Here is a 21,699-nt window from a genome sequence, read left to right as displayed (position 1 = left end):
GTTGCTGTTGCTCACAGTCCCGCCTTCTTCGAGGTCAGTCGCATGAACCCGAAGCTCAAGACGAAGGTGATGACGGCGATGACCACGGAAATCGCCGCGGCCTGCTGGTAGTTGTTCCCGGACGCCACCGTGTAGGCCAGCATGTTCGGGGTGAACGTGCTGGAGATGTTCGAGGAGATCTGACGCAGCACCGCCGGTTCGGCGTACAGCTGGAGCGTGCCGATGATCGAGAACACCGTCGTCAGGACGATCGACGGGGCGATGATCGGGACCTTGACCCGCCAGGCGATCGCCCAGTTGCTCGCACCGTCGATCTTCGCAGCCTCGTAGAGCTCCTGCGGGATCGACTGCAGCGCCGAGAACATGATCAACATGTTGTAACCGGTCCACAGCCAGGTGGAGACATTCGCCGCCGACCACAGCACGGCACCCGGGCCGAGGAAGTCGGGCTTGAGGCCGATGCCGTTCAACAGGTCGACGACCGGACTGAGTTGGGGCGAGTAGAGGTACGACCACATGATCGCGGCGATCACACCGGGCACCGCGTACGGCATGAACGCGGTGATACGGAAGAACCCCTTGAGCCTCAGCAGCGGGGTGTCCAGCAGCAGCGCGATGACCAGGGCGACGAACAGCATGACCGGCACCTGCACGATGCCGAACAGCCCGATGCGGCCGATGCTGGACCAGAACTCGGTGTTCTGGAACACCCGCGCGTACTGCTCGAATCCGCCGAAGGTCGTGTACGACGTCCCGTACTGCCCTCCGGAGCGGCGCACGACCCGGAAGCTCTGCCAGAGCGCGTAGCCGACCGGCACCAGATAGAACAGCACGAACGGCAGGAAGAACGGCGTCAGGAACGCGGCGACGGTGCCCACGCGGGGGCCGCTGCGGCCGAGGCGACGGCGGCGGCCCGCCGGCGTGGTCACCACGCCGGCCGGACGGGCTGCGAGGTCGGTCATACCGCGGTCACTTGCCCGCCGTCGCCGGGATCGCCTGGTCCTTCATCGACTTCAGGGCCGCCGACTGGGCGGCCGCGAGCGCGTCGGTGAGCGTGCCGTCGCCGGCCGTCGCCTTGGCCATCGCGTCCTGAAGTGCCAGGTTCACCGTCTTCTGCGTGGGGCCCCAGGCGAAGCTGGTGTCGATCTTCTTGGACGAGTCGGCGAAGATGTCGAAGATCTTCTCGTTGTTGTAGTAGGGCACGCCCTTCTTCAGCGCGGGAAGCTGCAGGCCGGCGTTGGCCGCCGGGTAGAGGCCGCCGAGCTCGTTCTCCAGCGCCAGGGCGTCCGGGTCGGTGTTCAGCCAGGTGTTGAACTCCACCGACTCGTGCAGGTGCTTGCTGCCCTTCATGAAGGCGACGGTCGACCCGCCCCAGTCACCGGACGCGCCGTCCGAGCCCCAGGTGGGCATGGGGACGATCGACCACTTGCCGGCCTGCTTGGGCAGGTTGTCGCGGAACATGCTGTAGCCCCAGGCGGCGCCGACGTAGCTGGCGATCTGGTCCTTCTGGTACGCGGCGTACATCTGGGTCGACCCGTTGGCGAGGTCGGTGCGCACGAGCTTGCCGGAGATCAGCTTCTGCCAGTATCCGGCGACCTGCCTGCTCTGGTCCGACTCGACGGTCACCTGCCACTTGTCGGCGGAGTAGCCGTACATCTTGGCGTCGTTCTGCCAGAGGAGCCCGTTGAACCACTCGGCGTTGTTCGGGTCGAAGAACGTGATGGTGAGGCCGGGATCCGCCTTGTGCAGCCTCTGCGCGGCCGCCGCGTACTCGTCCCAGGTGGTGGGGATGGCAACGTGGTGCTTCTTGAAGATGTCGCTGCGCACGAAGAGGGCCATCGGGCCGGTGTCCTGCGGGATGGCGAACACCCCGGTGCCGCCGAAGCTGGTCTGCGACCAGGTCCACGGGACGAACTTCGACCTGGCGGCGGTGGCCGCCTTGCAGGCGGAGGCGTCCACGAAGGCGTTCTGGGTGCGCAGGTTGGGCAGTTCGTCGTAGCCGACCTGAGCGAGGTCCGGCGCCTTGCCCGCCTTGAGGGCGTTGCCGAGGGTGCCGTACTGGTCGTTGGAGATGTTCTTCGTCTCGACCTGGATGTCCGGGTGCTGCTTGTTCCACAGGGCGACGACCTTGTCCATGCCCGGAACGGTGTTCCAGTACTGGAGGGTGACCTTGCCCTTCGTGGGCGCGCAGGACGATGCGGACGCCTTGTCCGACGAACCGGACGAGGAGCACCCGGCCAGTACGACGATGCTTGCTGTGGCGGCCGCGACGGCGAGGCGGGTGCGCGTGACTGTGCTGCTCATGTTTTCCGTTCCCGAGAACGACTAGCGACGGCGCTAGACGGGTCGACGTTGACTCACTCAGACGGGAGGCCGTGGTGGAAGTGGACGGGCGCAACGGTGTCGGTTCGGTCGCCGAGCGCCGTGGCGGGAATGGGCAAGCTGATGTATTTTCCGTCCGTGAGCGTTCCCGTGAACGTTCACGGGAACGCTCACGGACGGTGCGAAACGTTCGGAAGTGTGCGCTCCCGTGCGTTCGAGTGTCAAGACTTCCGGGTCGCACAGGCTCGTGGCAGCGCCCGGGCATACTCGGACCGCTGTGACGCACCGGTGGCGTCCGATGTGTGGAGGTGAGCGATAGTGCCGTCCGGGACCGAGTCCCGCAGGGTGACGATCCATGATGTCGCCCGCGCTGCCGGAGTGTCCCGGCAGACCGTGTCACGCGCGCTGAACGACAAGGGGGAGATCGACGACTCCACCAAGCAGCGCGTGCTCGACGCCGCGCTGACGCTGGGATACCGCCCGAGCCGGTTCGCCAGGGGGCTGGTGCGCCAGGACACGATCAGCGTCGGTCTCGTGATCCCCGACCTGCTCAACCCGTTCTTCACCGAGGTCGCCGCGGCGGCGCTGGAAGCGGCACGGGCCCGCGGCTGGCACGTCCTCGTCTACGACACTGCGGACAGCGCACAGGAGGAACTCGGCACACTCCAGGTGATCGCCTCGCAAGTGGACGCGGTCGTCGGCTACTTCAGCCTGCCCGAGGCCGAGATCGAACAGCTGACCCGAGGGCTGCCGGTGGTCCTCATCGACCGTGGTGAGCATGCCGAACGGTTCAGCTCCATCCGGATCGACGGCAGGGACGGAGTCAGGGCGGCCATCGCCCACCTCGTCGAGTCCGGGCATCGGCGTATCGGCATGCTCGACCACGCTGCCCGGACCGAGCCGAGCGTGCGCCACGCCTGGTTCGCCGATGGGCTGGCCGCCCACGGGCTCGCCGAAGGACCGGTGTACCGTGCGGATCAGAGCGTGGAGGGCGGCGAAAGCGCAGTGGAAAGCCTGCTCACCGCACACCCCGAGGTGACCGCTGTCTTCGCCTTCAACGACATCATCGCCATCGGCGCGCTGCGCGGTGCACGCCGGATGGGACGCCAGGTCCCGCGCGACCTGGCCGTGATCGGCTTCGACGGAGTGAGGCTCGGCACGCTGGTCGAGCCCCCGCTGTCCAGCGTGGCCCTCGACACGCGCAGGCTCGGGGCACTCGCCGTCGACCAGGCCGCCCGTCTCTTGACCGGCGGCACCCCACTCGGCCCCGACGACCTCGTAGCACGCGCGGAACTGCGGCTGCGGGGATCCGCCTAGGGGCGCGTATGGGGTCCTGATCGATCTGCGGGAATAGCCCTCGTGGGCGGGGCCTGGACCGGTAGCTCGTGTCGCGTGACGCGAGTACAACTGAGCGACGACGAGCGGGAGTTCATCGAGCCGTACCTGCCGATCGGCGAGTACGGCCCGTACCCCGAGCGGCTGCGGTAGCAGTTCGAGGGCGTGATCTGGCGGTTCAGGACCGGCGGGCAGCGGCGGGAGATGCCGGGGGAGTCCGTCGCCTGGTCGACCGTGCACAACCGCTTCCGGCAGTGGCGTGACGCGGACGTGTTCGCAGCCCTGCTGGACGGCGTGATGGCGGAAGCCGCGGAGCGGGGCGAGGTGGACCTGTCCCTGGTCAGCGCCGACTCCACCATCGTGCGTGCTCACCACACGCGGCCGGGATGCACTTGGACCGTGACGTTGTCACCGCCTGGAGCAGGCCGCGGCCGAGGAGGAGAAGTGCAGGTCAAAGGGGGGCGGGTCGGAAGAACAAAGTGGCAGGACGCCGAAACAGTTCCTGACTGGGAAGAACGACGGCGCATCCGGCGTCGGCGAAAACTCCGGTTGAAGGGCGGCCCGCCTGGGAAGCTCCAGCGGCGGGCAGACCAGGAAGGTCCACCGGCGCCCCGGCACCCGGCCGGACGCGGTCGCCGGGGACAAGACACCCCATGCGGCTATTGGGTCAAGCGGCTGTGGTGAGCGAGGGCTGTGCCGGTTGGCTGAAGGCGATGGATTCGTCGAAGTTCTGGCGGCTTGCCAGGCAGTGGTGAAGCTGGCCCAGCATGCGATTGAACAGGTTGCGGAGGGCTGCCTGGTAGTGATCTCCTCTGTTGCGTCGTCGGTTGTAGTGAGCGTGGGCTCCGGGCGAGGCGGTCAATGCGGCGAACGCCCAGTGCCGGCCGGTTGCGGCCAGTCGGTTGTTCTTGACCCGACGATGGGTGACACGGCGGCTCTTGCCGGACTCCCGGGTCACCGGTGCGCTTCCGGCGTAGGACTTCAAGTCGCCGGCCTGGCCAAACCGGGTCCGGTCGTCGCCTATCTCGGCGAGTATCCGTGCGCCGGTAAGCGTGGCCAGGCCGGGGAAGCTCGTGATGATCTCCGCATCGGGATGCTGCAGGAACAGCTCCTCGGTGTCGCGGGCAAGGTCGTCGCACGCCCGGCAGGCTGCCTCGAGCTGGGCAAGGAGGGCGAGCGTCTGCCGTCCCATCGCCTGCTCGACCAGAGCCGGCTGGCGGAGCCAGGTCCGGCGGAACACCTCAAGGAGTCGTTCGGTCTCAGCCTCGATTCGGCGTTGGCGTCCAGCCTGGGTGACGGCCATCCTCACTCGGGTGCGGGTCAGCCGGGCGGCCTCGGCTGGAGTAGGCGCGATCGCCAGGATCGTCCGGGCCTCCCGGGCCAGCAACTGCTCACGCTTGGTGGCGAAGGCCTTGAGGATGGCGGGGTAGTACTCGCGCAGGTGGGAGCGGAGCCGGTTGTGGGCACGGGTGCGGTCCCAGACTGCGTCCTGTTGGGCCCTGGCGAGGACAGCGATTGCCTTGACCAGGTCGGAGTCGCTGGGCAGTGGACGGTGCAATGAGGCGTCGGTCCGCAGGATGGTGGTCAGACTTCTTCCGGGAGACCACGTGCCGGTCGCGGTAGCGGGCGACGGCCATCGGGTTGATCGAGTAGACGCGGCGTCCGGAGGCCCGGAGGCAGGCCACCAGCAGTCCCCGGGAGGTCTCGATCGCGACGGGGATCGGATCGTCCGGGCTGTCGCCGTGGTCGGCGAGCAGGCGTAACAGGTCCTGGAGGCCTGCCGCGTCGTCGCTGATCCTAAGCTTGGCGAGCAGTCGGGCCTCGGAGTCGACCACCGCCACATCGTGGTGGTCCTCGGCCCAGTCGATTCCGCAGGTTGCGTGCACCGCGCTTTCCTTTCGAGTGTTCGCTGTCCGTCGGCATCGAGCCACGGCAGGGCCACCCGGCGACCTAATAGAAGCGCTCGCAGGCGCACCACCCCATCAGCCGTCCGTGACCCCAGCCTGGTCCAGGGTCCTCAATCTCGTGAAGAGCTCGACGGCTCCGGCTGATCAGGAGGTAACCCTGGGCATGGCTCGAATCACGGCACCGTACGGTGCCCGGGGGTGACGCGGCAGGGGCTGCAACAGCGTCCCTCTTGTCCAAGCACTCCTGGCGCTGCTTACATCCCAGACGTCTTGTCCAGCCCCTGCCTGGACCGGCCCAACGGCCAACCCAAGTGCCTATTAGGCTTACTCGTCCCGCGGCAACCGGACCCACCTGCGCAAACGCCACATCAAGGCAGTCATCTTCGAGAAGAAGGACCAGACCGCCAGCCGGAAGAAAAGGAAAGGCTCCAGGGGCGGCCGACCAGTCAGCCATGACGCGGACCTCTACAAGGAGAGGAACACCGTCGAGCGCCTGATCAACAAGCTCAAGGCCTGGCGAGGCGTCGCAACCCGCTGCGACAAGGCTGGCTCTTGATCACAGCCGATATACGCCGCTCTAGGGGCGGACGTAAGGCCGAGTCATGATCTCCATGTTGTGGCCGTCCGGATCGTCGAAGTAGGCGCCACGACCACCGAATAGACGGTTGATCTGGCCGGCTTCGGTGTGACCGGGGTCTGCGTAGTAGGTAACCCCGACCACCTCCAAGCGGGCGATCATGGCGTCGAACTGCTCGTCGGGCACGAGGAAGGCGTAGTGCTGTGACTGGATCGGCTCGTCCCTCTTCTCGTAGTAGTCGAGCGTCACGCCGTTGCCGAGGTCGACGGGCAGGAACGGCCCAAACGGGGCGCCGACCTTCAGGCCCAGGATCGCGGCGATGAACTCGGCGGACAGGTGCCGGTCGCTTGCGTAGATGGCGGTGTGGTTCAACTGGACACCGGCTGTCGGCAGCTCGGATTCATGCGGGTACTGCTGGTCAGAGGACATCAGTGGTGTGTCTCCGGTCTGGGGATCCGCTGGGTGAAGCGCCGCAAACGGGCGCCGGGAGCGAAGACGCGGAGAAGGGGGCGGGCCTCTTGCCCGCCTCGCGCTCACGCCGAGGCCGGGAACCTCACTCGTGCATGGCCCATGGCCGACCCGGCAGTCACCCGCCCGACTTTAGTGACCATCACAGGCTGGGGCAATGATGTTCCTCGGATGTGTTCGGGCCGCAGGTCGAGCCGCCGTTGGGTAAATCCGCTGCTTCGGTCAAGAGGCGGTGACGGTGCCGAGGTAGACGTATCTGCGCTTGTCGTAGCGGGTTGTCACGGTTCTGGTGATCACGACTCAATACGCGCCGACCCGCCTGCGGGCGATCGCCCACTCCCGCCATTCGCGCTCGGGCACGGCCAGCTGGGCTTGGAGGCGGCCGGCCTCGTCCCGCTTCTCGTCGACTCGTCGGCGAGCGCTGAGGTCCTGCTGTTCCAGCGGTCCAGTGATCCGTCACTCCGTGGGCCACCTTGGTGACTGATGCCGGCGACTTGCTCAGCTGGATCTCCTCGCTCTCACGGTGCGCGGTTCGATCTTGTCACCCTTGAGTTGATCATCCGGAATACCCCTTTTGTTTACCCGGTTCATACTGTCACCAACGTGGATCGCGGATTCTGAAGACGAAGAGAGCGACCCATCCGCTGGAGGGCGGTCACCACTCAGTGGGCCGTGACCAGCCTGACTGCGCCGTCACGCTCGCAGTCACTCACCCTGGCAGAACGGGGGCTGCTGGTCGGATGGCTGACGCGGTTCGTGCACGACCGCGCCAGGCCATGATCCAACACCATGCACCGGAGCAAAAAGTGAGCGTTGCGACCACCGCGAAGGCGAACAGGACCCTCCAGGCCTGGTGGCGTGCAGCACCGCGCCCGCTCTGGGTGGTCACCCCGCTGCTTCTGGTCATCTGCATTCCGGTGGCCGATGCGTTCCTTCCACCCGACATCCACCTCGCCCATCTGCTGGTCGTCGCCACCGCGGTGACCGCCATCGGCACCGGTCCGCGACCCACGGCACTGATCGGCGCCCTCTCCGTACTCGCGCTGATCGCGGCTGGGGCGGAGCGGCGGGTACTGAGCACCGAGAGCGTCCTGGTGGAACTCGTCTCGCTCACCGCCCTCTGCATCCTCCTGGTCGCCTTCACCCTTCTGCGGGACCGGCACCAGCGGGAACTTGCCCGGGCGCGGGCCGTCTCCGACAAGGCCCAGCGCGTCGTGCTGCGCCCGCTCCCCGAGCAGGCCGGAGCGGTGTCGCTCGCAGCGGAATACCACAGCGCCGAGGCCGACACCTACATCGGCGGCGACCTTTACGCCGCAGCCCGTACCTCCGACTCCACCCGACTGATCATCGGAGACGTCCGCGGCAAGGGCCTCGCCTCGATCAGCGACACGGCGATCGTGCTGGGGGCCTTTCGTGCCGCGGCCCACCGTCAGATCCCGCTGGCGGAACTGGTCGCCTACGTCGAGGACGCGGTCTCCTGGGGCCTCGCAGAGTTCTCGGAATCCGAGCCCGAAGCCGCCGAACGCTTCGTGACCGCCGTGGTGCTCGACATCCCGGACGACGAACCGGTGGTCCACATGATCAGCTGCGGACATCCGCCGCCCCTGCTGCTGCGCCGGGCGGCCCAGACCACCACCGCCCTCCATGTGACCCAACCCGCCCCACCACTCGGCCTCGGCGCCATGTCCGAGACCGTATACACGGCGGCGACCTTCCCCTTCTATGACGGGGACAGGATCCTGCTGTACACCGACGGCGTCACCGAGACGCGCGACAGCGAGGGCACCTTCTACCCGCTCGCCGAGCGCGTACAGAGGTGGACCGGACAAGCCCCCGGACCGCTTCTGCGGGAGATCACAGCCGACCTACGGGCGTACGCGGGCGGTCTGCTCAACGACGACATGGCCATGATGCTTGTACAGCGGGGCGGGGCACCGGCGCCCGCCTGAGGGAAGTCCGCGAAGCTCCGCTAAGGCGGGCGGAGCGTCGCCACAGCAGATCCTCGGTCACGATCGGTGGCTGCCGCACCCGTCGGCCGGGCCGGCGCCGTGCAGAGGGAGTCGGCACCGCCACGGCGGGAGTGATCAGTTGGTCGCGCAGAACGCGCGGAGCAACACGTGGCACCGTACACAGCGATGCTGATCATGCCCGCTCCCGCGGAGCCCACTCCCGGTGGGGCGCGGCCGCCTGCCGACCGCAGGTGTCGAGGTGGCCGAGCAGTCCCTGGCCTGGTTCGCTGCCGATGTCCATCCCCGTCGGCCACCCTCCGCGCGCCTTCCCGTCGAGGGGGGCGAGCACGGTGGTGCACATGAGATGGGACCGTTCCTGGAGGTGGTCGAGGAACGCGGCGAGTCCTCTCGCAGCAGGAGGCGGACAGGGGGGCCTGCGTCGTCCTCGCCTCGCTGGGCATTCACCTCATGGGCGAGGAGCGTGCCGCACTCGCTGCTCGGCTGCCCGAGACGTACGTCCTCATACGCCCCCGTGCGTACGTCGGGGTTTGGGTTCCAGTGTGGGTATCTGTGATGATCGCCATGCAGCTTCGGTACTCGTTCCGCGTGTATCCGAGCGCCGGTCAGCGTCAGTCGCTGGCCAGGGCGTTCGGGTGTGCTCGGGTGGTCTTCAACGACGCGTTGCGCGTCCGCGAGGACGCCCGCGCCGCCGGGCTGCCGTTCGTCACCTCCGCCGAGCTGTCCAAGCGGCTCACGGCCGCGAAGAAGACACCCGAGCGGGCGTGGCTGGCCGAGGTGTCGTCGGTGATCCTCCAGCAGTCCCTTCGGGACCTGGACACCGCCTACCGGAACTTCTTCGGCTCCCTCAAGGGCAAGCGTCCCAAGATGGGGCCGCCCCGTTTCAAGTCGAAGCGGGACACCCGGCAGGCGATCCGCTTCACCGCGAACGCCGGATGGAAGATCACACCCGGCAAAAAGCTGCGCCTGCCCAAGGTCGGCGACCTGACGGTGAAGTGGTCGCGCGCCCTGCCGTCCACCCCGTCCACGGTGACCGTGATCACGGACAGCGCGGGCAGGTACTTCGCCTCGTTCGTCATCGAGACCGGCCCGGAAGAAGTCCTCACCCGGTCACGCCCGAGATCGGCATCGACCTCGGCCTGGGGCACTTCGCCGTCCTCTCCGACGGCCGGAAGATCGACAGCCCCCGCTTCCTGCGCCGGGCCGAGAAACAGCTCAAGAAGGCCCAGCGCGACCTGTCCCGCAAGGAGAAGGGCAGCGCCAACCGGAACAAGGCCAGGGTCCGCGTCGCACGGGCGCATGCCCGCGTCGCGGACGCACGGCGGGAATTCCACCACCAGCTCTCCACCACGCTGTTCCGCGAAAACCAAGCCATCGCGGTGGAAGACCTGGCGGTCAAGGGACTTGCCCGCACACGCCTGGCCAAGGCCGTGCACGACGCCGGATGGTCGCAGTTCGTGACCATGCTGGAGTACAAGGCCAGCCGGTACGGGCGCACGTTCGTGCGCATCGGACGGTTCGAGCCGACCTCTCAGGTCTGCTCGGCCTGCGGTGTCAAGGACGGCCCCAAGCCCCTGCACGTCCGAGAGTGGACCTGCGGGACCTGTGGGACCGTCCTGGACCGAGACATCAACGCGGCGGTCAACGTCGCGAAGGCGGCCGGACTGGCCGTGTCAGCCCGTGGAGCGCAGGTAAGACCGGTACCCGTACCGGCACAGCGCGATGAAGCAGGAACCCGCCCGGAGCCGCACCCGACAACGGCGCGGCAGACGGGAATCGCCCTCCTTTAGGTGGGCGAGGATGTCAATCGACCCGATGCAGGCCAGCGCGGCGAGCGAGCCGCTGGACCCGAGTGGTTCGTCATGGCCGCCGCCTGGATCGAAGGAGCCATGGAAGAGACCGCGAAATGGGGCGTCGGCACCGTCTTCGCCGTCGTCGCCCAGCTTGTCGGCCCCGACCTCCTCAGCCGCGCCATTGCCCAACCCCCTCGGGCTTCGCCCTTCTCTTCGGCATGGCCGAACCGACCCCGGCAGCCTGAAGCCGCCCGGGTTTTTCCCTGGCGCCGGGCCTCGGCCCATCCGTCGAGGCCCGGCTGAAGCGACAGATGTTCGGCTGGGCCGGCTTCGACCTGCTCCGCAAGCGAGTCCTCCGTGCAGCGTAAGGCCGTTCGTCATCGCGGTTGTGGTGACCGTCCGTGGTTCAGCACCGATAGTGATCCAGAAGCAGCCTTAAGAGATGGCCGACGTGTCGACGGGTGCCCGATTGCCGCGCCGGCCTGTCGAACCTGGCGGGAGGCATGTCGCTGACGGTCAGCGGCCAGGAGATCCGAGTGAACAGCGATGCCGCAGTCAAGCCCTTCGTCTCACCGAGCGAGGCCGGGTGCGAACATCGCCAGCTGGTCGGTGATCCAGGGGTCGAACATTGCCAACTGGTCGGTGATCCACGGGTCGAACATCGCCAACTGGCCTGCGACCCACGGGTCAGGGTGGCGGTCGTGAGCCGCCTTTTGCTCACTGGCGTACCCGTAGCCGACGTTCCGGCTTCCGTGTCCGGGGAGGTTTTGGCCCTCGCTTTCGACCACTGTGATGCGTTCATCCGCCTTGGATGTGGCCGCAGTTGCGGAGCCGCCGGCGGCCAGGAGCGCGCCACCCACGAGTGCAGCGGAAATCGCCGCACGCGAAACACGCCAGATGATCTTCTTCATGGTCTTTCCTCCTTGCGCAGCCCGTTGGTCTGGTCAGTGAGAACCGGTGGAACCCGTCGGTGCTGCTGCGCTATGGAAGCTACGCGCTCCCACTTGGTTGAACAATAAACTACCACGGTGAAACAAATCACCCACAGCAGGAGGAATAGGGAGGCCGAGTGGAGCTGCACCTCTCATGTACAGATGCGATCCGGTCTGCGACCGCCCGCGTCGGCGTGGAGCGTTTGAAGGCGATTGACCCGATACGCGTCCGTCAACGCACTGGCCGAAGGGCACGTTCCCGACGGCGCGGTCGGTTCGCACACGGCTCTCGGTGACTGCCACGCCACGCTCCACGTCCTGTTCGGTCTCCTGCGCCGGGAGGGCGAGCGGATCGTGCGCGGCATCACCGTCGACGACACCAACCAGAGCTTCACCGGTGACCACGGATTTGGAGCCTGGCTGCGTCCCGTTCTGTTAGCCCGCAGTAGCTCCTGACCTGACCCAGCCCGTCCACGCCGGCGCAGACAGGCCCGAGCTCGTGGTCACCTCCCCTGCGCGGTGAGGCCGCTGCCTTCCGTCGCCAGCCGCGTCCCCGGCTGCCGCGCCCCCGGGCCTGGTGTCGGCCCGCCCTGGCGTCTACCGGCACCCTGGCGCGGTGGTGTGGGACGGCAGCGCTCGGCGGCCGAGGTGATGTGTGGGCAGCTGGCACGGCCGGGCGGCCGAGACCGCCGGGCGGCTGATGGGCATGAGGCTCGGCGCCGCAAGCCGAGGCCTTGGGCGGATGGCTTCGACGGCGAGGGCATGGTCGAAGCCGCCCTCGCGGTCAGTTCGAGCGAGCGTAGGGTGTGCGGCGTCATATGGATCCGGGTGCCCGATGGGATCGAGCACCCGGATCCGCCTTTTGTTGTCAGGGGTTGTGATCAGTTCCGCCGAGACTCAGCGGCCCCAGCCCCAGCCGCCGCCGTGGCCCCAGCCCCAGCCGTGGCCCCAGCCCCAGCCGTGGCCCCAGCCGCCGCCGTGGCCCCAGCCCCAGCCGTGGCCCCAGCCCCAGCCCCAGCCGTGGCCCCAGCCGCCGCCGTGGCCCCAGCCCCAGCCGTCGTCTTGGTGGAACGAGACGACGTGCTCGGGCGCGGAGGTGGCGGCCGCTTGGGCGACTCCAGCCCCGGCGGCGATGGCCAGGATCGGTGCCGACACAACCGCGACAGCCACTCTCTTGATACGTGTGTGCGCGCGCATGTGAGTCCCCTCTCTGAGGGTGTCCTTGACTTACCGGCGGCTTCGACAGGCCGCCCCTGCGCTTCAGAGCCTGCGCGTAGCTCTGTGCGTCGCTCGCCGCCCGCGAAGCGCCTTCAGGCGGCGGACCATCACCTCCGATATCGGCCATAAAGGTTTGCGAAACCTCTCCGTCGATGTTGTTGTGGAGAAGGTTTTGCTTGCTATGGATTCATACGGAAATGACGTTCGTCGGGATTGCTCCGCCGTCGAATTCGGGATGCGACGGTTTCTGATTCCGCCGAGCAGCCGGCGGCGCGGAGGGGGCGAGCGGGGTCCTGAGCACGGAGGGGGACTCACTCCCATTGCCAGCGGTGGGGAAGCTGGTGCCGTCGCCGAGGGTGGCCAGCAGTGTGGCGGCGGTCCAACGGTCCCGGTGTCGGTTTCGATCTGCGTCCAGCGCCGCCTGAGCGGCGAGCCGGTGTTCAGTGGCCACCAGGCCTTGCGCCCCGACGGCGTGATTCGGCCGGCGCTTTTGTGCTCGCCTGTGTCGTCGAGGCCCCGGGTAGCACAGCACACTGCTACGGATCTGTCCGCCGTACAGGTCGCTGGTCTCGGATTCGGCGAACAAAGGTTCCGCGAGGCCGCGGTGGAGGGCGTGCTGGATCGTCCGTACGATCTCTGCCGGGCGGGCGGGCGGGCGGGCGACCGGGCGGGGCGGACGGCGATGCCGCCAGCGAGCGCGGCCTCCCCCTGACACTGCTTGCTCGCGGTAGGCGGTTACTTCTGGTCGGGCCGAGGGGTGCCGGGCGCATGCCGAGCATCGGCGTGATCTTGGTCTAGTGGCTCGTCACGCAGTCTTGGTCGGGTAATCGGTCCAGGACCGGATCGGTGAGTCGGGCGCGAACGCCGTCTTCGGCTCGGCGCGGGCATTGCGCCAGCGGACGTAGGCCGCAATGGCCGCGTTCTGCTCGCCGTGGCTGCGATGGTCAGTGCCGTTCAGGGCGAAGTAGCGCAGGGCCGCGAACTCGGCCTCGATCCAGTTCAGCCAGGAGCCGTAGGTCGGCAGGAAGACCAACTCGACGTCGTTGTCCGTGGTCCAGGCACGCACTTGGGCATGCTTGTGCGGGGAGAAGTTGTCCAGCACCACATACAGCTTCTCCCCAGGCCAGCGCGCACGCAGGGCCTTGAGCAGGCCAAGGAACTCGCGCCAGCGCTTGCGCGGGCGGATGCGGTAGTACAGCTTGCCGGTGGCCAGATCGAGGGCGGCGAGCATGTGCCGCACGCCGCCATAGCGGTTGTAGGTGGCCCGCAGCCTGCGCGGACGCCTCACCAGCCCCCAGGTCTTGCCCTTGCGGGGCATCAGGTTCAGCGGCCCGAACTCGTCGACGCATATCACCCGCCCGTCCGTCGGCGGGGTGTCGTAGAGCGCCAGGATGCGGTGCATCTTGGTGATGAACTCCGGGTCGGTGGACGCCTTCCACGTAGTGGTGGTCTTCCAGGAGACCTTGCCGGCGCGCAGGATCCGGCGCAGGGTCTCCCGACTGATGGCTGCGATCACCTGCTGCTTGATGAGGTGCTCGGCGAGCTTGCTCAGGCTCCAGGTGGAGAACGCGGTGATCTTCCAGTCGGCGGGGGATGTCCGGGCGATCAGGCAGATGTGCTCGCGCACCTGGTCACTGATCGTCTTGGGGCGTCCCCCGCTCCATTTTGGGTCCAGCGCGTCGAACCCCCGCTCGTTGAAGGCGTGGATGACATCGCGGACGTAGTCCTCGCCGACCTGGATCAGCGTGGAGATGTCCTTGACCGTCTGGCCCTGGGCGGACATCAGCACCACGATCGCCCGGCGGAGTTTCACCGGGTCCTTCGCGGTCCGGCTGATCCGCTGCAGCTTCCGGCCCTCGTCCATCGTGACCGGCCGGACGAACACACTCGGTCGACGTCCCACGACCACCTCCCAGATCAGGTCTTGGAGACAGTCTGCTGGCCGACGAGCAACGGATCGATTACCAGGCCAAGGCTGTGTGCCGAGCCACTAGGTGGCGCCGAAAGACGCCGACATCTGCCGGCCGCCGGTTTCGGGCTGCCGGGGCACGGCCAGCCACACAGGGTGCGGCGGTGCATCTCTTGGTCGTCGAGCAGCTCCAGGGTGGCCTCGACGTTCTCCACCCACGGGTGCCGGCCCGCACCTGGGGCCAGCTCGGCTGGCTCGATGCCCTCGATCATCTTCAGGGCGACCTCACCGGGGTCGACCTGTGCGCACAGATCGAACAGGCGTGGTGCCCCGGACAGGGGGCGCACCAAGTGTGTGATCTTGGCGAGTTGTGCGTCGCGGACCGCCGGGAGGGGGTGCCCTATGGCTTTGGTCAAGGGAAACGGGGGGCGTTGGGTCGGCAAGCCGGGCAGCATGGCGGGGTGGCTGATCTGCTGTGGGATGACGTGAGTTCCTTCTTCGACCCGGACTTGATGGGGTCGCTGCCGGACGTGCGTGTCCCGAATGCCTCGGTGGAGGACTGGCAGGCGGTCCTCGATCTTGTGCAAGAGAAGGGCTGGAAGTGCCAGTACTCCGAGGGAGAGACGGTGCTTCCGGTGCCCCGGGCAGAGGCGGTGCTGTCCCGCCCGACGGATGCCGAGTACCCGGACCTGAGGGTGTGGCCGACTGCCGACGTGTTGGCGATCTTCCGGTTCCGTGCCGACGATGAAGTCGACTTCGACGTCGACCTGCGGGAGTTGCAGGGCCAGGATCGACTTGATGTGTTCTGCGGCTTCCTTCGGGAGATCGGGCGGCGGCTGGGCAAGCCCGTGCAGATGGACCCGGAAGGCGACTGTGGCCATCCGGTGCTCGGTTTCGACATCGAGGCCGATCGAGTCGTACTCCTCGCAGACCCGCAGGTCAGGTGACTGAGGCCGACGGCTGGGGTTCGTAGAAGGTCCCGTCGCGGGGCATGTCGAAGCCGACGATCATCTCCAACTCGGCGACCGTCTCGTCCTCGCCGTCGATCGCCCGCAGCGCGATAGGCATCGCGCGGGCCGCGTCCGCGACGATGGACGCGTCCTTCGCGTCCGTCTTGGCCTCGCCCGGATCGAGGTCGGTGATCCGCCGCATCGTCAGACCGGGCAGATAAGCGACCGGGCAGCCCATGTCGCGGGCGACGGCAAGCGGTAGGGCGCCGATCGAGGCCGGCTGATCGACCACGACCAGCACCGTTCCGTGCTTGGCCTGGAGTTTCGCGAACAGCTCGCGGAGCTTGCGCTCGGTGTTGGGCAGCCGTTTGTCGAACGCCTTCTTCCGACCGATGTCACGGCGGTGGCGTGGTGTTCACCCTTGCCGACGTCCAGGCCGAGGGAATCGTCGCTGTCGCCGGTGTCGATCACGTGCAGGCCCCTCCATCACGCTTTGTCCGGCCCTGACACGGCACCGAGCTGCCACATCCACGTTGCGGAGAGCTCTTCCGGCCCGGGGGACGCCGGTGCTCAAGCCCCTCCAAACGGTAACGGGGGGCGGACGAATGGTCTGTGGTCGGCCGCGGCAGCGGCGTCCGAGGGGCACGCTGGCGCGCCGCACGCGATGTGGGCCCTTCCATGACGAAGCAGACACTTACATCCACAGCGTGCTACTTCCCCCCACTGACTCCAGAGCAGTTTTCAGCCCAAAGCAACATGAAGGTGTTAAGACGTCGTTTCAGTTGGTGAGTCTTCGGTAGCTGATGAGTGCTGCGGCGATGCCAACGAAGGCCAGGAAGTGTTCGGCCTTGCGCTCATAGCGGCGGTGCAGGCGCCGGCAGCCGGCGAGCCAGGACACGGTCCTTTCGACGACCCAGCGGTGGCGGCCCAGCCGCTGGGAGGACTCGATGCCTTTGCGGGCGATACGGTGGCGGATGCCGCGTTTGCGGAGCCATCGGCGCAGGTGGTCGTAGTCGTATCCCTTGTCGGCGTGGAGCTTGGCCGGTCGTCGGCGGCGTGGGCCTCGCCGGGATCGGATCGGTGGGATCCCGCGTACCAGCGGCTTCAGGCCGAGGCTGTCGTGCATGTTGGCACCGGAGATGCCCAGCGACAGCGGCAGTCCGTTCCGGTCCGTGATCAGGTGGATCTTCGATCCGTTCTTGCCGCGGTCGGTCGGATTCGGTCCGGTCAGTGGCCCCTTTTTGCCGCCCGGACGCTGACGGAGTCGATCGCGCACCGCGACCAGTCCAGCTTGCCGCGGGCGCCGAGCTCGTCCAGGAGGATGCGGTGGAGCCTGGCCCACACCCTCTCCCGGCTCCACTGGGCGAAGCGCCGGTAGACCGTGGGCCAGGCCGGCCCGAACACCGGCGGCAGCTGCCGCCAGGTACAGCCCGATGTGGCGACGAAGATGATCGCCGCTAGGCACTCGCGATCACCCGCCCGCCGCCTGCCTCCGCCCTGCGGACGCTTCACCTCCGTCGGCGGGACCACTCGGCGAAACAGCACCCACAACTCGTCCGGTACCAACCGCTCGACCAGATCCGTCATGCACGATTCAACGAGCGATCACGCCAAAGGAAACGACGTCTAACCGGCGGGTCCGGCATATGCCCCGGAGATAGTTGGCACAATGCCCCTTGTGCAGCCCCTCCCGGTTCCCTGCCCCGCCCACCTCATCCCGGACGCCACCGGCACGGACGCCTTCGACGCCGCGTATCGGCAGGCCATGGCGCAGCACGCCGTATTCGTCGCCATCGAATTCGAGAAACGTCAGCGGTGGACTGTCAAGGCAGACACACTTACCGCCGGCTCCGGTCACACCGTCGACGAAGCCGTGAACGATGCAGTCCGGGTTGCGATCACCCATCTGATCCAAAACCGCGAGGTCGACCTGGACGCCTACGCGGGACCGGTCTACTTCATAAAGCACGACGTGCGGAGTGAAGCCCGAGCCCGCGAACTCGCGGCCGCACTGCACGCCGCACTGTACGGAGACGGGGGACCTCTCGCCCGCGTCGTGCGTCCTGCGTCCTGACCGAGCGCAACTGGCGCGGTCGACAAGCTCGCATCTCCAGAGAGCCGTATCGGAGGCTGCCCAAGGTGAGAAACGGCCTCTTCACCACCGATGAGGACGTACGTTTCCCGAGGGGCTGGGGCAGACACCGCAGGCGTAGCGATGGTCGGTTCCGCGAGGCAGTGGTTTTGCTGGGGAGAGGTGGCTGGCCTCTCCACACCGGCCATTGCGCGGCGTCTGGCCCGCCGGGAGTTGATCGATCCGTAAAACCAGAGGCCGCGGTCTTACGCCGGCAGCGTCCCGTGCGCTCGTCGAGGCCGACCTGCTCCAGCAACTCCACGACCTGCGTGTGCGTGGCGCGCGGGCCGCCGTCGCGATGCTCGTCGAGGACCTCGCGATTGCCGCGGTGGCCGTCTGGCGTGGGCCGAGTGAGGAGTTGGGGTCCTGGAAGACCATCTGGACCTGACGGGCCCGCCGCTTGCGTTCGGCCCGGTCGATCCGCCCGGTGGAACGAGGCTCTCCGGCGAACTCGACCGTTCCCCCGGTGGCCGGCTCCAGACCGGCGACGATGCGGGCACCAGTGGTCTTCCCCGAACCGGACTGGCCCACCACGGCCAGGGATCCGGCCGGAGGAATGCTGAAGGACACGTCGTCGACGGCCGTGAACTCCTCGCCCTGCACGGCGAAGGTCTTGCGCAGACCGGTCACGGTGAGCAGATCAGTCATGAGCGGCCATCTCCTTGCGGGTCAGGGTCCCGCGCAGTTCCTGCGCGCGATGGCAGGCGGCCTGGTGACCGCCCAACGGCTGCACGTCGGGCGTCTGTTCGCGACAGAGGACGAGCGCGTACGGACACCGCGGGGCCAACACGCATCCCTTCTCGATCTCGTAAGCGGCGCCCGGCGGCCGGGTATCGCGGCGAGCCGGCCGCGCCGGGACGTACCGGGGTGGGCCGCGAGCAGGGCCGCGGTGTAGGGGTGCAGGGGGCGTTCGTACAGCGTGGCCGCCGGGCCGGTCTCCGCGATCGATCCCGCGTACAGGACCGCGAGGCTGTCGGTGACGGCGGCGGCGAGGTCGAGGTCGTGCGTGATGAGGATCAGGGCGAGACCGCGCTCGCGGCGCTGCTCGTCGAGAATGGCCAGGACCTCTTCCTGGGTGGTCACGTCGAGGGCGGTGGTGGGTTCGTCCGCGAGGATCAGGCGGGGTTCGGCGAGCAGTGCGGCGGCGATCATGACGCGCTGGAGCAGGCCGCCGGACGGTTGGTGCGGGTACTGGGCCAGGCGCCGTTCGCCGTCCGGGATGCCCACCTCGGCGAGTTGGGCGACGGGCCTGGCGGCTGCTTCGCGTCGGGTGACGTCCTTGCGCAGGCGCAGGCCGCCGTCGCACCCGAAAGCCGACACGCCCGACCAACGCGGGCATCGACCGCCGCCGTGATGACGGCCGCTGCCTGACCAACAACCCTTGTCATCGTCGTCACGCCGACGGTGCCCGGGACCGCGCGTGACGCACCCGCCTGGTTGTGGCCGTGGTGGCGCCTGCCTGCGCTGTCACGAGGGGAACCGCTCGGGGCGGAAGTCCGCAAGCAGCTCGTCTCTCTTCCCGCTCAGGATTTCCGAAGCCAGCAGTTGGCCGATCACCGGCCCGAGCGTGATGCCGCTGTGGGAAACGGCCTCGTAGTAGCCCGGCACGGACGGCACCGATCCCACCGAGGGGAATCCGTCGGCCGGGATGGGCCGGTCGACGATTCGTGTCTCTGCGATGCGGGAGTTGCGGAGCTCGGGGACGACGTGGCGCGCCGATTCGTGGAGCAGCCGTGCGAGTTGGGCTGGATCTTCGCCGGTGTCGATGAGTGCGTCGATCTCGCGGCTGTGGAGGACCACCGAAGTGTCCCCGTCAGGACGGATCTCGATGTGAGGCGCGTGCATGGCCCGGTGAACGGGGACCTGAGCACAGTCGATCCGGGTGACGACGCCGGGTTCCCGGCGCATCGGCAAGTGCCGTGCGATGAGCCCGGCGACGTGGGATGCGCTGGGGCCCGCCGCGTTCACGACGATGTCGACGTCGAGGCGGCTCCCGTCGGACAAAGCAACTGTGCGGATGCTCCCATCGGCACCGATGCCGATGTCGGATACCGCCTTGCCGGACCGGATCTCGGCGCCGGATGCGACGGCCTGGCCGACCAGGCGGCCGACGAGATGACGTCCGTGGACCCAGGCTTCGTCGGGATAGAACACGACTGGAAGTTCGTCGGGCATCGTGAGAGCAGGTTCGAGGCGGCTGCGGACCTCGGCCCCCGTGTACATCTGGACCCGGTAGTCCCAGCCAGCCAACAGCTCGGCTGTTTCCAGGAGTTTCGTCTCCGCTGCGGGATCGTCTGCCCAGCGCAGGTGGCCGGTGGGATGCCACCACGCGTCCGGCCCGATGTTCCCGGCAAGCTCACGGTGGGCTGCCATGCCCGCGACGTTCAGGTCGAAGTAGGACTTGCGCGCGGTCTTGTTGCTGGCGTTGACCCACGAGAAAGACCAGTTGGTGACGCCTTCGCCCGGCCGGCCTGCGTCGATGAAGACCACCTCGGCGCCGTGCCGGGACAGGTTCCAGCCCACACACGCTCCGACGATGCCCACTCCGATGACAGCAACCCGTTCAGACCGCTTCACGGACCCGCTCCTCACGAACGCCTTCTTCCCAGATCACGACGGGGAATGGCAGCCCGGTGTCCGCCTGGGCTGGTCGGGACTGGGACCGGGGCTACACTTCTACCACGCCTGGGTCCAACCGGAGCACGACACCACGATCGTCACCACGGAGCAGGCAGCGCGCGGTGCCACGGCGATCACCATGCGCGCCTCCCGTCCCAAGTGGGAGGACTTCCTGCGCTACGGCCGGCTCGACGCCCTCAAACAGCGGGCCGAGGTCCGCTGACGGCCGATCACGACCCCGGGCGACCCCACAGGTCCAAGCCCACCATGCTGGCACTGAGGCCGGCCCACGTCCGCACGTCCCAGCCGGTCAGCTCCTGCCAGCGATCCAGCCGGTACCTGACGGTATTGGGATGAATGTGCCGCGCGCTGCCGGTGGCGGTGAGCGAGAAGCCGTGCCGTGCGAACGCGCAGATCGTCTCCGCCAGATCCGGCTGATCCCGGGCCACCTGAGCGCACGGGCCGAGCAGGGCGGTCAGTCTGCCGGACTGCGGACGCACGGTCGCGGCCAGCCAGTCCTCCTCGAACGCGCCACGGCCGTGCCCCCGGTGGGCAGGCCCTCCATCGCATCGACGATGCTCACGCCGGCTCCGTTCAGCCCCTCCCGGGCGAGACCGACCCCCGCCGGAACCTGGGGGCTCGACGCGTGCAGGGCGTCGAGGAAGGCATCGGCCGGCACTCTCTGCAGAACGGCGATCAGCACGTCGTCCCGGTTGGCGCACAGGAACACGCCGCGGTGGCAGCGCATCCGGTTGCGCAGCACCGTCATCTCCCGCTCCGTGAACGCCTGCCCCGGCGCGCAGACGGCCTGGAACATGCCGGAGGGGTCGAAGCCGAGGGCCTGTGCCATGTGCGCATGCTCCGCCGCGCGCGGCCCGCCGCCCATCAGCGCGCCCAGGAAGCGGTGGGTCAGGGTGAGCCGGGCGGCATCCTCGGCGCGCACGGCTTCCCCGTACGCATCGGCCGCGGCGCTGCTCGCCCGCTCGATCCACATCCACACCGTGCCCACCACGCCCGCCAGCTCCGAGCGCAGGGCCCGGTCGTCGGGGCTGACCCGGTGCAGCAGGATGTTCCACATCTCGCGATATCCGACGTGGTAGGCGCTGACCACCGACTCCAGGGCCAGCCCCTGCTGGGCCCGGCGGCGGCTCGTCATCGTCGTCGACCAGGACCTGCCGCTCGGCCACCTGGCCAACGCGGCCGTGGCTGGCCTCATCGTCGGCGCCACCATGCCGCACCTGCTCGGCGCCGACCTCCGCGACGCCGACGGCCAGGCCCACACCGGCACCTACACCACCGGCCTGCCCGTGCTGCGCGCCGACCGCGAGGAGCTGAGCCGCCTCTGCACGCGCGCGGTCGAGCGCGGCCTCGGCCTGTGCGAGTTCCCGGCCCTGGCGCAGACGACCAACAGCTACCACGAACTCACCGAGTTGGTCGCCGCGACCCCCACGGAGAAGCTGGAACGGGCCGCCATCGCGGTCTACGGCACCCGCAAGGCCGTCAACAGCCTCACCGGAAGAAGCCTGCCTTTGCTCCGCTGAGCAATAGTCCCGGAGCCCCACAGGAGTCGG

General features: G+C 68.1%; 21 protein-coding genes and 6 pseudogenes. 10 read left to right on the top strand and 17 right to left on the bottom strand.

The window, feature by feature from the left end:
- Positions 1–11: 11 nt before the first annotated feature.
- Both ACQPXS_RS02695 and ACQPXS_RS02690 read right to left on the bottom strand, forming a co-directional pair.
- Positions 12–962: a carbohydrate ABC transporter permease gene (locus ACQPXS_RS02695; protein ID WP_433446531.1), complete on the bottom strand. Its 951-nt coding sequence runs from the start codon at positions 960–962 to the stop codon at positions 12–14.
- Positions 963–969: 7 nt separating this feature from the next.
- Positions 970–2,304: an ABC transporter substrate-binding protein gene (locus ACQPXS_RS02690; RefSeq protein ID WP_433446529.1), complete on the bottom strand. Its 1,335-nt coding sequence runs from the start codon at positions 2,302–2,304 to the stop codon at positions 970–972.
- A 336-nt stretch (positions 2,305–2,640) separates the two neighbouring features.
- On the opposite strand from ACQPXS_RS02690, the gene ACQPXS_RS02685 reads away from it, so the two are divergent.
- On the top strand, positions 2,641–3,639 hold the full coding sequence (locus ACQPXS_RS02685) for a LacI family DNA-binding transcriptional regulator (RefSeq protein WP_433446527.1): 999 nt from the start codon (positions 2,641–2,643) through the stop codon (positions 3,637–3,639).
- 75 nt (positions 3,640–3,714) lie between these two features.
- Positions 3,715–4,261 (top strand): annotated as a pseudogene (locus ACQPXS_RS02680) (transposase); the annotation flags it as partial.
- A gap of 63 nt (positions 4,262–4,324) precedes the next feature.
- Here the strand turns inward: ACQPXS_RS02680 and ACQPXS_RS02675 are convergent.
- Positions 4,325–5,543: pseudogene (locus tag ACQPXS_RS02675) on the bottom strand (IS110 family transposase).
- Between the two features lie 343 nt (positions 5,544–5,886).
- Here ACQPXS_RS02675 and ACQPXS_RS02670 point away from each other — a divergent pair.
- Positions 5,887–6,108 (top strand): annotated as a pseudogene (locus ACQPXS_RS02670) (transposase); the annotation flags it as partial.
- Between the two features lie 33 nt (positions 6,109–6,141).
- Here the strand turns inward: ACQPXS_RS02670 and ACQPXS_RS02665 are convergent.
- Positions 6,142–6,570, bottom strand: a complete 429-nt coding sequence (locus ACQPXS_RS02665; protein ID WP_433446525.1) for a VOC family protein — start codon at positions 6,568–6,570, stop codon at positions 6,142–6,144.
- 845 nt (positions 6,571–7,415) lie between these two features.
- Between ACQPXS_RS02665 and ACQPXS_RS02660 the strand changes: the two genes are divergently transcribed.
- Positions 7,416–8,558, top strand: a complete 1,143-nt coding sequence (locus ACQPXS_RS02660) for a PP2C family protein-serine/threonine phosphatase (protein WP_433446523.1) — start codon at positions 7,416–7,418, stop codon at positions 8,556–8,558.
- A gap of 193 nt (positions 8,559–8,751) precedes the next feature.
- On the opposite strand, the gene ACQPXS_RS02655 is transcribed toward ACQPXS_RS02660, so the two are convergent.
- On the bottom strand, positions 8,752–8,919 hold the full coding sequence (locus ACQPXS_RS02655; protein ID WP_433446521.1) for a hypothetical protein: 168 nt from the start codon (positions 8,917–8,919) through the stop codon (positions 8,752–8,754).
- Positions 8,920–9,140: 221 nt separating this feature from the next.
- Between ACQPXS_RS02655 and ACQPXS_RS02650 the strand changes: the two are divergent.
- Positions 9,141–10,366, top strand: a pseudogene (locus ACQPXS_RS02650) (RNA-guided endonuclease InsQ/TnpB family protein).
- On the opposite strand, the gene ACQPXS_RS02645 reads toward ACQPXS_RS02650, so the two are convergent.
- Positions 10,250–10,558 carry a hypothetical protein gene (locus ACQPXS_RS02645; protein WP_433456269.1) on the bottom strand — a complete coding sequence of 103 codons (309 nt, stop codon included), beginning with the start codon at positions 10,556–10,558 and terminating at the stop codon, positions 10,250–10,252. The pseudogene ACQPXS_RS02650 and the gene ACQPXS_RS02645 sit on opposite strands and share 117 nt — an antisense overlap.
- A gap of 380 nt (positions 10,559–10,938) precedes the next feature.
- Positions 10,939–11,280, bottom strand: coding sequence for a hypothetical protein (locus ACQPXS_RS02640; RefSeq protein ID WP_433446519.1), 342 nt, complete (start codon positions 11,278–11,280; stop codon positions 10,939–10,941).
- 234 nt (positions 11,281–11,514) lie between these two features.
- On the opposite strand from ACQPXS_RS02640, the gene ACQPXS_RS02635 reads away from it, so the two are divergent.
- On the top strand, positions 11,515–11,757 hold the full coding sequence (locus tag ACQPXS_RS02635) for a hypothetical protein (protein ID WP_356316984.1): 243 nt from the start codon (positions 11,515–11,517) through the stop codon (positions 11,755–11,757).
- Between the two features lie 441 nt (positions 11,758–12,198).
- Here the strand turns inward: ACQPXS_RS02635 and ACQPXS_RS02630 are convergent, their stop codons facing one another.
- The 3 genes and pseudogenes from ACQPXS_RS02630 to ACQPXS_RS02620 form a co-directional block, all read right to left on the bottom strand.
- Complete coding sequence (locus tag ACQPXS_RS02630; RefSeq protein WP_433446517.1) at positions 12,199–12,471, bottom strand: hypothetical protein; 273 nt, start codon at positions 12,469–12,471, stop codon at positions 12,199–12,201.
- Positions 12,472–13,324: 853 nt separating this feature from the next.
- Positions 13,325–14,422, bottom strand: a complete 1,098-nt coding sequence (locus ACQPXS_RS02625; protein ID WP_433446515.1) for an IS630 family transposase — start codon at positions 14,420–14,422, stop codon at positions 13,325–13,327.
- Positions 14,423–14,515: 93 nt separating this feature from the next.
- Positions 14,516–14,814, bottom strand: a pseudogene (locus ACQPXS_RS02620) (ATP-binding protein); the annotation flags it as partial.
- Between the two features lie 75 nt (positions 14,815–14,889).
- Between ACQPXS_RS02620 and ACQPXS_RS02615 the strand changes: the two are divergent.
- The gene (locus tag ACQPXS_RS02615) at positions 14,890–15,375 is read left to right on the top strand and encodes a hypothetical protein (RefSeq protein ID WP_433446513.1); all 486 of its coding nucleotides are present in this window, start codon (positions 14,890–14,892) and stop codon (positions 15,373–15,375) included.
- A 46-nt stretch (positions 15,376–15,421) separates the two neighbouring features.
- Here ACQPXS_RS02615 and ACQPXS_RS02610 read toward each other — a convergent pair.
- Together ACQPXS_RS02610 and ACQPXS_RS02605 are read right to left on the bottom strand one after the other, a co-directional pair.
- A pseudogene (locus tag ACQPXS_RS02610) lies at positions 15,422–15,849 on the bottom strand (IS110 family transposase); the annotation flags it as partial.
- Positions 15,850–16,156: 307 nt separating this feature from the next.
- A protein-coding gene (locus ACQPXS_RS02605) for an IS5 family transposase (protein WP_365331516.1) occupies positions 16,157–16,965 on the bottom strand; the annotation gives its coding sequence in 2 pieces (ribosomal slippage) (positions 16,157–16,618 and positions 16,621–16,965; 807 coding nt in all).
- A gap of 82 nt (positions 16,966–17,047) precedes the next feature.
- Here ACQPXS_RS02605 and ACQPXS_RS02600 point away from each other — a divergent pair.
- Positions 17,048–17,452, top strand: coding sequence for a hypothetical protein (locus ACQPXS_RS02600; RefSeq protein WP_433446511.1), 405 nt, complete (start codon positions 17,048–17,050; stop codon positions 17,450–17,452).
- A gap of 81 nt (positions 17,453–17,533) precedes the next feature.
- On the opposite strand, the gene ACQPXS_RS02595 is transcribed toward ACQPXS_RS02600, so the two are convergent.
- The 3 genes from ACQPXS_RS02595 to ACQPXS_RS02585 form a co-directional block, all read right to left on the bottom strand.
- The gene (locus ACQPXS_RS02595; RefSeq protein WP_433446509.1) at positions 17,534–18,157 is read right to left on the bottom strand and encodes an ATP-binding cassette domain-containing protein; all 624 of its coding nucleotides are present in this window, start codon (positions 18,155–18,157) and stop codon (positions 17,534–17,536) included.
- A gap of 21 nt (positions 18,158–18,178) precedes the next feature.
- Positions 18,179–18,829: an ATP-binding cassette domain-containing protein gene (locus ACQPXS_RS02590; RefSeq protein WP_433446507.1), complete on the bottom strand. Its 651-nt coding sequence runs from the start codon at positions 18,827–18,829 to the stop codon at positions 18,179–18,181.
- Between the two features lie 147 nt (positions 18,830–18,976).
- A complete protein-coding gene (locus ACQPXS_RS02585) occupies positions 18,977–20,032 on the bottom strand; it encodes an NAD(P)/FAD-dependent oxidoreductase (RefSeq protein WP_433446505.1) in 1,056 nt (351 codons plus the stop codon).
- A gap of 13 nt (positions 20,033–20,045) precedes the next feature.
- Between ACQPXS_RS02585 and ACQPXS_RS02580 the strand changes: the two genes are divergently transcribed.
- On the top strand, positions 20,046–20,351 hold the full coding sequence (locus tag ACQPXS_RS02580) for a hypothetical protein (RefSeq protein ID WP_433446503.1): 306 nt from the start codon (positions 20,046–20,048) through the stop codon (positions 20,349–20,351).
- 7 nt (positions 20,352–20,358) lie between these two features.
- Here the strand turns inward: ACQPXS_RS02580 and ACQPXS_RS02575 are convergent, their stop codons facing one another.
- Both ACQPXS_RS02575 and ACQPXS_RS02570 read right to left on the bottom strand, forming a co-directional pair.
- Positions 20,359–20,577, bottom strand: coding sequence for a helix-turn-helix domain-containing protein (locus tag ACQPXS_RS02575; protein WP_433446501.1), 219 nt, complete (start codon positions 20,575–20,577; stop codon positions 20,359–20,361).
- Positions 20,578–20,603: 26 nt separating this feature from the next.
- The gene (locus ACQPXS_RS02570; protein WP_433446499.1) at positions 20,604–21,284 is read right to left on the bottom strand and encodes a hypothetical protein; all 681 of its coding nucleotides are present in this window, start codon (positions 21,282–21,284) and stop codon (positions 20,604–20,606) included.
- Positions 21,285–21,330: 46 nt separating this feature from the next.
- On the opposite strand from ACQPXS_RS02570, the gene ACQPXS_RS02565 reads away from it, so the two are divergent.
- The gene (locus ACQPXS_RS02565; RefSeq protein ID WP_433446497.1) at positions 21,331–21,669 is read left to right on the top strand and encodes a DUF2000 domain-containing protein; all 339 of its coding nucleotides are present in this window, start codon (positions 21,331–21,333) and stop codon (positions 21,667–21,669) included.
- Positions 21,670–21,699: the final 30 nt, after the last annotated feature.

Source organism: Streptomyces sp. CA-142005, from assembly GCF_050942335.1.
In the GTDB taxonomy this organism is placed as follows: Bacteria; Actinomycetota; Actinomycetes; order Streptomycetales; family Streptomycetaceae; genus Streptomyces.
The sequence above is the reverse complement of the archived record's forward strand: the minus strand, read 5'-3'. Positions and strand labels throughout refer to the sequence as shown.